Below are 9,621 nucleotides of genomic sequence, written 5' to 3'. Positions count from 1 at the left end.
CCCTTCACGGGTGAGTGGATTGAAATTTCGACTAGTTTTTTAAAGTTGTCAAACTCAAGATTGTCTCACCCTTCACGGGTGAGTGGATTGAAATGTTAAGTATCAGCTTGTCATCAATTTCCTTGGAGTCTCACCCTTCACGGGTGAGTGGATTGAAATAAGAAATTCGCAACAGAAGACATGTTTACTTAATTAACGTCTCACCCTTCAGGGGTGCGCTTGTGAACTTGTTTTGCTTATGTAACAACCCTACATTTTAGTGATACTTTCTATCTAGCTGAAACTTGCATAAGTGCTGTTTTCATCAAATTTCCAGGAGTCCATTTCTGTTATTTTTCGCTTCTCATGATATACTATTCTTAGAGTATTTAGTGTCAGAAATGGGGAGTAATATGGGGAAAGTGTCTTATGGGATAGTGTCGACAGCGCAGGTCGCACCACGGTTTATTGAAGGTGTTCGTCTAGCGGGGAATGGCGAAATTGTGGCTGTTTCCAGTCGTTCTTTAGAGACGGCTAAATCTTTCGCAGAGACCCACAATATTCCCCAGGCTTATGCTAGCTTGTCTTCTATGTTGGCTAACCCTTCTATTGATGTCATCTACATCCCAACGATTAATAAAGATCACTACAAGTGTGCTAAGAAGGCTTTATTAGCTAGAAAGCATGTGCTTGTTGAAAAACCATTCACCCTAACTTATGCTGAGGCTCGTGAATTGTTTGATCTTGCTTATCGGAAAAATCTTTTTTTGATGGAAGCTCAAAAATCTCTCTTTATTCCCATGACAAAGCTTGTTAAAGAGACCATTGCCTCTGGAGAATTAGGAGACATTATCTCCGTTTCATCAATAACAGCCTATCCCAACATTGACCATATTTCTTGGTTTGGGGACTTATCAGCTGGTGGCGGGGCAGTTCATTTTATGGCTCCTTATGCCCTGTCTTACTTACAGTATATCTTTGATTCTAAAATCGAGAAAGCTGGTGGCTTGGCTAACTTTCCTAAGGGTCAAAGCGACAGCCAGTCCAAGATTCTCTTACAGTTGGAGAATGGTGTCATGGTAGATATTTTTCTTACGACACACTTGAAATTACCCCATAAGATGACTATTTGTGGGACCAAAGGGACGCTGGAGATTCCTAGTTTTTGGAAGACGACAGTAGCTACGCTAATTCATAAGGATGGAAGTCGTAAACTTTTGGAAGCTCCTATGGCCAGTGATTTTGCTTCAGAAGCTTATCATGTAAGCCAGATGGTTTCAGAAGGTGCCCAGACAAGCCCTATTATGACACCACAAATTACCCTCTTAACCACAAAAATTATTGAAGACCTCTACAACTCTTGGGGCAAAAGAGCTTATCATTCAAGCGCTATTTAGGTAGTGCTTTTTACTAGCACAAAAGAGTTAGTTTCTGATTAAAATCAGTTGTTTTGTCTTGTGTAAATCCTGTTTTTATTTCATAATGAAAGAAGTTATAGAGGGTAAAGGAGAGCTATATGCTTAAAGGAATTAAGAAATATGGGAATCAGGTAACTATCATTAATCTAGAAGACTTATCAACTTCACAATTTGAAGAGCTTAGACAAGAAGATATTATTGATAAGGAAGTGCTTGCTTATGCTCAAGATGAAAATGAAACTTCTTTTGTTGAAGAAACAGAAGGAAGGCTTACGGTAGTCTATCAGCTTTTAGACAAGCAAAAGCTATCTATGAAGGCTGGAGATATTCCTCAAATAGAGCCGATGACCTTTCTAGTTACAGACCAAGACTTGTTTATCTTGCATAATAATAAAACAGCTCCCCTTTTAGAAGATGTTGTGGATAAGGTTGATTTAGACAAGGAACCAAAGCATATCCTTTTTCAACTGTTAACCTTATTTACAAAAGAATATTTTACCTTTATGGAAGGGATAAATGCTGAAAGAGACTATCTTATCAAAGATCTGAGAAGGCGTCCCAATCGCAAGAACCTAAAAGGTCTAGCTAATTTGCAAAGTGGCTCAGTCTATATCCTTATGGGAGCGATGCAAAACAGTCATATGTTGGATGATATCAAGGATTTGCCCAATTATAATTCTTTTAGCCATGAGAGTAAGGAACAATTAAGAGATACAATGATTGAAGCTAAACAATTATCCAATATGTGCTCACTTCATTCCCGTATTTTAGAACAACTGGCTTCTTCTTATAATAATGTTCTTAGTAATAATTTAAATGAGAATGTAACGACCTTAACCATTATTTCAATTGGCATATCTCTTTTAGCTACTGTAACCAGCTTCTATGGGATGAATGTCAAACTACCCTTTGCTAAGATAGACATTGTCTGGTTTTTAATTTTACTTATTACCAGTATTGTTGCCCTCATTTCAATTATTATCATGAAAATTTTTGTGGCACGTCATCATAACAGCTAAAAAGAAAGGAAAATTAGCAGAAAATAATGTCCCTTATTTCAGAACTATTTCAAAAGAAAACAGTCGATTGGAAAAGACTTGAGGATTTTGGTTTCAGACAGGATGGAGCTGTTTATTTTTACCAACAGCTTATCATGGATGGAGACTTTCAGGTACTTGTTAGCATTTCTAATAAAGAAGAGGTATCAGCTCGCGTCATTGACTTAGATTTAAATGAAGATTATATAGCTATTAGTGTGGAAAATAGTGGCAGTGCCTATGTCAAAAAAGTCCAAAAGGCTTATAAAGAAGTTCTTGAAAAAATTGCTAGAGACTGCTTTATCTCTCAGCCTTTTATGTCAGCACAAATGAACAGATTAAGCCACAAAATAGCTGAAAACTTTGATGATCCTTTGGATTATCCCTTTGAAAAGAATCCTGATTGCAGTTCTTATCGGGTAGCTGGCAAGTGGTATGCCCTTATTTTTCCTATAGAAGCTTCCAAGATAATAACTGGTTCTAGTAAACAAGAGCATAGAACAGTCGAGATTATCAACCTTAAGGTAAAAACCTATCAATTGGATAAGCTCCTACAAAAAAAGGGGATTTATCCAGCCTATCATATGTCAAAAAAGTCCTGGGTCTCCATTATTTTAGATGATAACTTGAATGATCAGGAATTGTGGGATTTAATTGAGGAGAGCAGGGCTCTTGTGGCACCTTCAAACTTGACCAATCCTCAAGGGTCTGATTATTGGATTATTCCAGCCAATCTTATCTATTATGATATTGATGCTGAATTTGCAGCCAATCCTGAAATTCTCTGGACACAAAAAGCTTCTATCAAAGCAGGAGATTTTGTCTTTATTTATATCACTGCCCCTACCAAGGCAATTCGCTATGCTTGTCAGGTTTTAGAAGCAGATATAGCAAATGAAGGTTATCGTAAAAATACTTCTATTAAGACCTTAATGAAGCTAGGCTTAATAAAGAGTTATCACGATGATCAACTTCCTCTTGAGATTATGAAAGAAAAGGGAGTTAGGGCTGTGCGTGGTCCAAGACGGATGAGTAAGGAACTCCTGACTTATGTGAAAGAAAAAGCTTACTTTAATGACAGGGATGAGGGATGTTTAGAAATAGAGACTGTTTTCTAGACTATTTGTTTTTAGGAAGGGCCTTATGACTATTTAAGTAAACTTAATAAAAAAGAACTAGTAAGAGGTTATCCTACTAGTTTTTAATTGCTTTTATTTATTAGTGAAGAAAAATGGTGGCGTGTAATGGCTCAGAGTTTCATAACAGGTCAATGCTTGGGCGTGATCATCACAGATAATTAGGCAGGTATCATCCCCACAAACAGTAGCAACAATTTCTGGAATTTGCATGGCATCTAAGATAGAACCAAAAGATTGTGCTAAACCAGGTAAGGTTTTTAAGACAATTTGATGTTGCACGACCTTAAGCATCACAAGGGCATCTTCCATATAAAAACGAAGGCGATGTTCCCAACGTCCCTGAGAAATAGCAAGGGTTTCATAATGGGTGCTATCCCCATCTGTGACCTTGACCAGGTTCAGTTCTTTCATATCCCTAGAAAGTGTAGCTTGGGTAATAAGAATGCCATTTTTTTTAAGTTTATCTTGGAGCTCTTGTTGTGTATGAATAGTAGTTTCTGAGATAAGCGACCTAATTAATTGATGTCGAATTTCTTTTTTATTCATCCTTATAACTTTCCTTTAATTTTTATGATTTTAACTGAGTATAACAAAAAGCGAACTTAGTGTAAAGTTTTTTGAGAAACGCTTACAATATCCCTTGTTTTATGGTAAAATGGGGGCAATTAAAGAGTAAAGGAGGAAGGATTTGATCAAGAGAGAAGATTATCAATACCTTAGAAAATTAGACGATTTTAAGTTTTTGTCAATACAAGAATTTGATAAGCTGGTTGGTCAGATGGAACTTAGAAAAGCGCCAAAAGGTCACGTTCTCTTTTTTGAAGGTGACAAGCGAGAACGACTTTTCCTTGTAACTTCTGGCTATTTTAAGATTGAACAAACAGATCAGTCGGGTTCATTTATTTATACAGATTTTATACGTCATGGAACCATTTTTCCTTATGGTGGTCTGTTTACGGATGCGACTTATCATTTTTCTGTAGTAGCAATGACTGAGGTTTCTTTTTATTATTTACCAAGGGAAGTCTTTGAACAATTTTCTCTAGGAAATCCTAAGCAAATGTTGCACTTGTACAGTAAATTATCACGCTTATTAGAATTACACGAATTAAGGGTACGTAATTTAATCACTTCAAGTGCTAGTGCGCGTGTTACACAATCATTGGCTTTACTTTTAGTAGAAATGGGAGAAAATGGGGATACTCTACCATTTCAGTTAACAACAACTGATATAGCTAATATGAGTGGGACCACAAGAGAAACTGTTAGTCATGTCATGAGAACTCTAAGGCAGGATAATCGTATCATCTCTAACAATAAATATTTAACATTTTTGGATAAAGATTACTTTTTACAATACACAACATAAGAATCAAGGACTTCTATAAGTTTTTTGATTCTTATAAAAAATTTTAACTTTTTTTCGAATTTATAACTATAAATATTTACGCAAATATGCAAAAATATATCAAGAAACCGGATACAAATTTATAAATATAAAATTAATCCAGAGAATCTGTAAACGATTACACAAAATAATAGTGAAGGATATCCCATTTTAAAAGCTAGTGAAGAGTTAAACTAAGCTTGTAATCAAGAAAGAAGATCTTGACTCGTGAATTCACAAAAACTTCTCAATTAGAAAGAGGTAATTCTTATGACAGCTCAATCACCAATTCATGTTTATTCTGAAATTGGCAGACTTAAAAAGGTAATGCTACATAGGCCTGGTAAAGAGATTGAAAACTTGATGCCAGATTATTTGGAAAGATTATTGTTTGATGATATTCCTTTCTTAGAAGATGCTCAGAAAGAACATGATGCTTTTGCTCAAGCTTTACGCGATGAAGGTGTTGAAGTTCTTTATTTAGAAAAATTAGCAGCAGAATCACTTACAAGTTCTGAAATTCGTGAACAATTTATTGATGAATATGTTGAAGAAGCTAATATTAGAGGCCGTGCTACCAAAAAAGCTATTCGTCAGTTACTCATGTCAATTGAAGATAATCAAGAGTTAATTGATAAAACAATGGCGGGTGTTCAAAAAGCAGAACTTCCTGAAATTACTACAGAGTCTAAGGGTCTAACAGACCTTGTTGAATCAGATTACCCATTTGCAATTGATCCAATGCCTAACCTTTATTTCACTCGTGACCCATTTGCAACAATTGGTGAAGGGGTATCTCTTAACCATATGTTCTCTGAAACACGTAATCGTGAAACAATCTACGGAAAATACATCTTTACACATCACCCAGTATATGGCGGTAAAGTTCCTATGGTTTATGACCGTAGTGAAACAACCCGTATCGAAGGAGGAGATGAATTAGTCCTTTCTAAAGATGTCTTAGCAGTAGGGATTTCTCAACGTACAGATGCAGCATCAATTGAAAAACTTTTAGTAAATATCTTTAAAGAAAACCTTGGCTTTAAAAAAGTATTGGCCTTTGAATTCGCTAATAACCGTAAATTCATGCACTTAGATACTGTCTTTACAATGGTTGACTATGATAAATTCACTATTCACCCAGAAATTGAAGGAGACCTTCGTGTTTATTCTGTAACATATGAAAATGACAAACTTCATATTGAAGAAGAAAAAGGTGATCTTGCAGAACTCCTTGCAGCAAACCTTGGTGTTGAAAAAGTAGACCTCATCCGTTGTGGTGGTGATAATATCGTAGCAGCTGGTCGTGAACAATGGAATGATGGTTCAAATACCTTGACTATTGCTCCAGGTGTTGTCGTGGTTTATAACCGTAACACGATTACGAATGCTATTCTTGAATCAAAAGGATTAAAACTCATTAAGATTAACGGAAGTGAATTGGTTCGCGGTCGTGGTGGACCACGTTGTATGTCAATGCCGTTTGAACGTGAAGACCTTTAATCTCTATGGTGAAGTTAATTCTAGGTAATCAGCCCTTTCAAAGGGCAGCAAGTCTTTATATTCGCTACTGTGTTTTTGTTCTGGAAAAAGGCATAGACAAAGAAGAAGAATTTGATGGTTTTGATGAAAAGGATAGCATATATGCAGTTGTATATGATGGTGAAAAACCAGTTTCAACCGGGCGCTTCCTCCCCCAAACTGCTTATGAGGCTAGACTAACGCGAATTGCGACCTTAAAAGAATATCGAGGTCTAGGCTATGGTGCTCAAATCATCCAATCTCTCGAAAAATTAGCAAAGACTAAGGGTTATCAAAGATTAGTTATTCATAGTGAACTGACAGCTAAAAGCTTTTACGAGAGTTTAGGTTATCAGGCTTGCAGTGACACATACATAGAAGATGGAGAAATCTGTCAAACACTAGAAAAAAACATAACGAGGTAGAAAAGAGCTTTATTATTCTGATTCTACAAAAAAGATAGTGAAAGCTCTTCCTTTACCATAACTAATGTGATAATAATTTATATTCAAAGGAGAAAGAAATGACACAAGTATTTCAAGGACGTAGTTTCTTAGCAGAAAAAGATTACACACGCGCTGAATTAGAATACCTAATTGATTTTTCAGCACATTTAAAAGACCTTAAAAAAAGTGGAATCCCACATCATTATTTAGAAGGTAAAAACATTGCTCTCTTGTTTGAAAAAACATCTACACGTACTCGTGCAGCTTTCACAACCGCAGCAATTGACTTAGGAGCTCACCCTGAATACCTAGGTGCCAATGATATTCAACTTGGTAAAAAAGAATCAACTGAAGATACAGCAAAAGTTCTTGGACGTATGTTTGATGGTATTGAATTCCGTGGATTCAGCCAAAAAATGGTTGAAGAACTAGCAGAATTCTCAGGTGTGCCAGTATGGAATGGTTTAACTGATGAATGGCATCCAACACAAATGCTTGCCGACTTCCTTACAGTTAAAGAAAACTTTGGCAAACTTGAAGGTGTTACTTTAGTTTATTGTGGAGATGGCCGTAATAACATGGCAAACTCTCTCTTGGTTACTGGAGCAATCTTAGGCGTTAACATTCATATTTTCTCACCAAAAGAATTATTCCCATCAGAAGAAGTAGTTTCATTAGCTAAGGGCTATGCAAAAGAAAGTGGTGCTAAATTACTTATCACTGAAGATGCCGATGAAGCAGTAAAAGGGGCAGATGTTCTTTACACTGATGTTTGGGTATCAATGGGTGAAGAAGACAAATTTGAAGAACGTGTTAAATTATTAAAACCATATCAAGTTAACATGGATCTTATCAAAAAAGCAAACAATGACAAGTTAATCTTCTTGCACTGCCTACCAGCTTTCCATGATACCAACACAATTTATGGTAAAGATATTGAAGCAAGATTTGGCGTTAAAGAAATGGAAGTTACTGATGAAGTCTTCCGTAGCAAGTATGCTAAACATTTTGATCAAGCAGAAAACCGTATGCACACTATCAAGGCTGTTATGGCAGCTACTTTAGGTAATCTGTTTATTCCAAAAGTTTAATCAAAGAAACGATACTTTAACTACTAATAATCGTTCTGGAGCTGGCAACATTTACCAGAACCAGAACGATTTTTAATTTTAAGAAGAGGTTTATAAAAATGGAAGAACAAACTAAACGGAAATTCAAGCTCCCTTCCTCTTACTCCGTGCTCTTTATCATCATAGCAATCATGGCAATTTTGACTTGGTTTATCCCTGCGGGGGCTTACCAAACGGCTAAAGATGGTAGCTTGATTGCAGGGACCTATGCCACAGTTAAATCAAACCCACAGGGTATTTTTGATGTCTTCATGGCTCCTGTAAACGGTATGCTTGGTCTTGGGTCTACAGAAGGTGCTATTAAAGTGTCTTTCTTTATTCTCATGGTTGGGGGATTCTTAGGTGTTGTTAATAAAACGGGTGCCTTAGACCAAGGAATTGCTTCAGTTGTTAGAAAAAATAAAGGTAAAGAAAAAATGCTTATTGCCATTTTAATTCCTTTATTTGCCCTAGGTGGTACAACTTATGGTATGGGTGAAGAAACCATGGCTTTTTACCCCTTACTTATTCCTGTAATGATTGCTGTAGGTTTTGATACCATTGTTGCTGTCTCCATCATTCTACTTGGCTCCCAAGTGGGTTGTCTTGCTTCAACAATTAATCCTTTTGCTACAGGGGTAGCAGCAGATGCAGCTGGTATAAGTATTGCTGACGGTATTATTTGGCGGGTACTTCAATGGATTATCCTAGTTCTTATTACTATCTGGTTTGTTTATAGCTATGCAAGCAAGGTTGAAAAAGATCCAAGCAAATCTATTGTTGCTGACAATATGGAAGAACACCGTACTATTTTCAAACTAGAAAATGATGGTGCAGAACTAACAAAACGTCAAGGAAAGGTTCTCTGGATTTTCACCTCTGCCTTTCTCATTATGATCTTGAGCTTAATCCCTTGGGAAAAATTCAATGTTAGCCTATTTAATAATATTAATAACTGGTTAATTAAACTTCCCGTTCTTGGAACAATTATTGGTAAAAAAACAGCTCCGCTAGGAACTTGGTACTTCCCTGAGATTACTATGCTCTTTATCATGATGGCTATTCTTGTAGCTTTCGTTTATAAGATGACTGAAGAAGACTTTATCTCTTCCTTCCTTGCAGGTGCTGCAGATTTATTAGGTGTTGCAATTATCTGTGCGGTAGCGCGTGGTATTCAAGTGATTATGAACAGTGGTATGATTACTGCGACAATCCTCAACTGGGGTGAACACGGGCTTTCAGGTCTGTCCTCACAAGTTTTCATTACCTTAACTTATCTCTTTTATTTACCAATGTCCTTCCTCATTCCATCAACTTCAGGACTTGCGGGAGCTACAATGGGTATTATGGCACCATTAGGTCATTTCTCAAATGTACCTGCTCACTTAGTCATTACTGCCTTCCAATCAGCTTCTGGTGTGCTTAACATGATTTCACCAACTTCAGCAATCGTTATGGGTGCTCTTGCAATTGGTAAAATTGATTTAACAACTTGGTGGAAATTTGTTGCTAAGTTTATCGTTATTATTATGGTAGTAAGTTTACTTACTTTACTTCTTGCAACCTTATTTATCTAAAAATAAGA

9 protein-coding genes are annotated in these 9,621 nt (G+C 36.4%); 8 read left to right on the top strand and 1 reads right to left on the bottom strand.

The genetic code is table 11. The annotated features are described in order from the left end of the window. Positions 1-392: 392 nt before the first annotated feature. The 3 genes from A3GU_RS0107485 to A3GU_RS0107475 all read left to right on the top strand — a co-directional run bounded on the left by A3GU_RS0107485 (position 393) and on the right by A3GU_RS0107475 (position 3,552). Entirely contained in the window at positions 393-1,376 is a 984-nt protein-coding gene (locus tag A3GU_RS0107485; RefSeq protein WP_018366924.1) for a Gfo/Idh/MocA family protein, read from the top strand. Between the two features lie 119 nt (positions 1,377-1,495). Continuing rightward, complete coding sequence (locus tag A3GU_RS0107480; RefSeq protein ID WP_018366923.1) at positions 1,496-2,416, top strand: magnesium transporter CorA family protein; 921 nt, start codon at positions 1,496-1,498, stop codon at positions 2,414-2,416. A 26-nt stretch (positions 2,417-2,442) separates the two neighbouring features. Continuing rightward, a complete protein-coding gene (locus tag A3GU_RS0107475; protein WP_018366922.1) occupies positions 2,443-3,552 on the top strand; it encodes an MmcQ/YjbR family DNA-binding protein in 1,110 nt (369 codons plus the stop codon). A 93-nt stretch (positions 3,553-3,645) separates the two neighbouring features. Here A3GU_RS0107475 and A3GU_RS0107470 read toward each other — a convergent pair whose 3' ends face one another. Beyond that, positions 3,646-4,119 (bottom strand): arginine repressor, encoded by a 474-nt coding sequence (locus A3GU_RS0107470; RefSeq protein ID WP_018366921.1) that lies wholly within the window; start codon positions 4,117-4,119, stop codon positions 3,646-3,648. A 142-nt stretch (positions 4,120-4,261) separates the two neighbouring features. Here A3GU_RS0107470 and A3GU_RS0107465 point away from each other — a divergent pair, with 142 nt between their 5' ends. The 5 genes from A3GU_RS0107465 (at position 4,262) to A3GU_RS0107445 (ending at position 9,613) form a co-directional block, all read left to right on the top strand. Beyond that, on the top strand, positions 4,262-4,942 hold the full coding sequence (locus A3GU_RS0107465) for a Crp/Fnr family transcriptional regulator (RefSeq protein ID WP_018366920.1): 681 nt from the start codon (positions 4,262-4,264) through the stop codon (positions 4,940-4,942). Between the two features lie 288 nt (positions 4,943-5,230). After that, positions 5,231-6,463 (top strand): arginine deiminase, encoded by a 1,233-nt coding sequence (arcA, locus tag A3GU_RS0107460; RefSeq protein WP_018366919.1) that lies wholly within the window; start codon positions 5,231-5,233, stop codon positions 6,461-6,463. Positions 6,464-6,468: 5 nt separating this feature from the next. Continuing rightward, the gene (locus A3GU_RS0107455; RefSeq protein WP_018366918.1) at positions 6,469-6,906 is read left to right on the top strand and encodes a GNAT family N-acetyltransferase; all 438 of its coding nucleotides are present in this window, start codon (positions 6,469-6,471) and stop codon (positions 6,904-6,906) included. 98 nt (positions 6,907-7,004) lie between these two features. Further along, positions 7,005-8,018, top strand: coding sequence for an ornithine carbamoyltransferase (argF, locus tag A3GU_RS0107450; RefSeq protein WP_018366917.1), 1,014 nt, complete (start codon positions 7,005-7,007; stop codon positions 8,016-8,018). A 98-nt stretch (positions 8,019-8,116) separates the two neighbouring features. Continuing rightward, positions 8,117-9,613 (top strand): YfcC family protein, encoded by a 1,497-nt coding sequence (locus tag A3GU_RS0107445; protein WP_018366916.1) that lies wholly within the window; start codon positions 8,117-8,119, stop codon positions 9,611-9,613. Positions 9,614-9,621 lie beyond the last annotated feature (8 nt).

Source organism: Streptococcus didelphis DSM 15616 (genome assembly GCF_000380005.1).
Lineage (GTDB): Bacteria > Bacillota > Bacilli > Lactobacillales > Streptococcaceae > Streptococcus > Streptococcus didelphis.
This window is presented reverse-complemented; position numbering and strand designations above follow the sequence as displayed.

Bases quoted from the DNA above. Each gene is read 5' to 3' on its own strand.
- A3GU_RS0107480 (WP_018366923.1), top strand. From the start codon at position 1,496: ATGCTTAAAGGAATTAAGAAATATGGGAATCAGGTAACTATCATTAAT.
- A3GU_RS0107455 (WP_018366918.1), top strand. From the start codon at position 6,469: ATGGTGAAGTTAATTCTAGGTAATCAGCCCTTTCAAAGGGCAGCAAGT.
- A3GU_RS0107470 (WP_018366921.1), bottom strand. From the start codon at position 4,119: ATGAATAAAAAAGAAATTCGACATCAATTAATTAGGTCGCTTATCTCA.
- A3GU_RS0107475 (WP_018366922.1), top strand. From the start codon at position 2,443: ATGTCCCTTATTTCAGAACTATTTCAAAAGAAAACAGTCGATTGGAAA.
- argF (WP_018366917.1), top strand. From the start codon at position 7,005: ATGACACAAGTATTTCAAGGACGTAGTTTCTTAGCAGAAAAAGATTAC.
- A3GU_RS0107445 (WP_018366916.1), top strand. From the start codon at position 8,117: ATGGAAGAACAAACTAAACGGAAATTCAAGCTCCCTTCCTCTTACTCC.
- arcA (WP_018366919.1), top strand. From the start codon at position 5,231: ATGACAGCTCAATCACCAATTCATGTTTATTCTGAAATTGGCAGACTT.
- A3GU_RS0107485 (WP_018366924.1), top strand. From the start codon at position 393: ATGGGGAAAGTGTCTTATGGGATAGTGTCGACAGCGCAGGTCGCACCA.